A 608-nucleotide genomic window follows, 5' to 3' on the forward strand; every position below is an offset into this window, starting at 1 on the left:
TCGAACTCATTGATCTTACGGGCAGATTGGTCACCGCCGATGCGCTCCACTGCCACACCCGCATGGCTGCGGCCATTACCCAAAGAGGTGGCGATTACCTGCTTGCGCTGAAGGGCAACCGTCGTCATTGGCTGCGCCGTGCCAACCTGCAACTGGCCGACGCCACCCCTTCCATTGCCGAGCGGACCGAGACCAGCCACGGCCGCAACGAGTGGCGGCAAGCCGAGATCGTGGCGGCGGCCGAGCCGCTGATGCCCGGCCACCTGGCCTTCATCCGCATCACCAGCCGACGCGATCAGGCCAGGCCGTTGATGCGCCTGTTCATGGCCTCCACGCTCATGTCGCCGCAACGGGCGCTCGACCTCACTAGAGCTCATTGGCACATCGAGAACGGCCTGCATTGGATGCTTGATGTCCATCTCGATGAGGATCTCAGCCGTGCCCGCAAGGATAATGCTCCCGCCAACACAGCCCTTCTCAATCGCCTCGCCAGAAACATCCTTCAGACCGCCGATGCTGCCAAAGTCCCCATCAGCCATCGCATCAAGAAATGCGCCTGGAACGACGACTATCTCATCAATGCCATCACTCATATGCGATAGCCCTGC

At 61.3% G+C, this 608-nt stretch carries 1 protein-coding gene; it reads left to right on the plus strand.

Annotation, left to right across the window (positions count from 1 at the left end; translation table 11 throughout):
• Nucleotides 1-602 (plus strand): ISAs1 family transposase (locus NKJ35_RS30815; RefSeq protein WP_352651404.1); only part of this gene is annotated, 602 nt, incomplete at its 5' end.
• Nucleotides 603-608: the final 6 nt, after the last annotated feature.

Source organism: Mesorhizobium sp. M0136 (assembly GCF_040322515.1).
Taxonomy (GTDB): Bacteria; Pseudomonadota; Alphaproteobacteria; order Rhizobiales; family Rhizobiaceae; genus Mesorhizobium.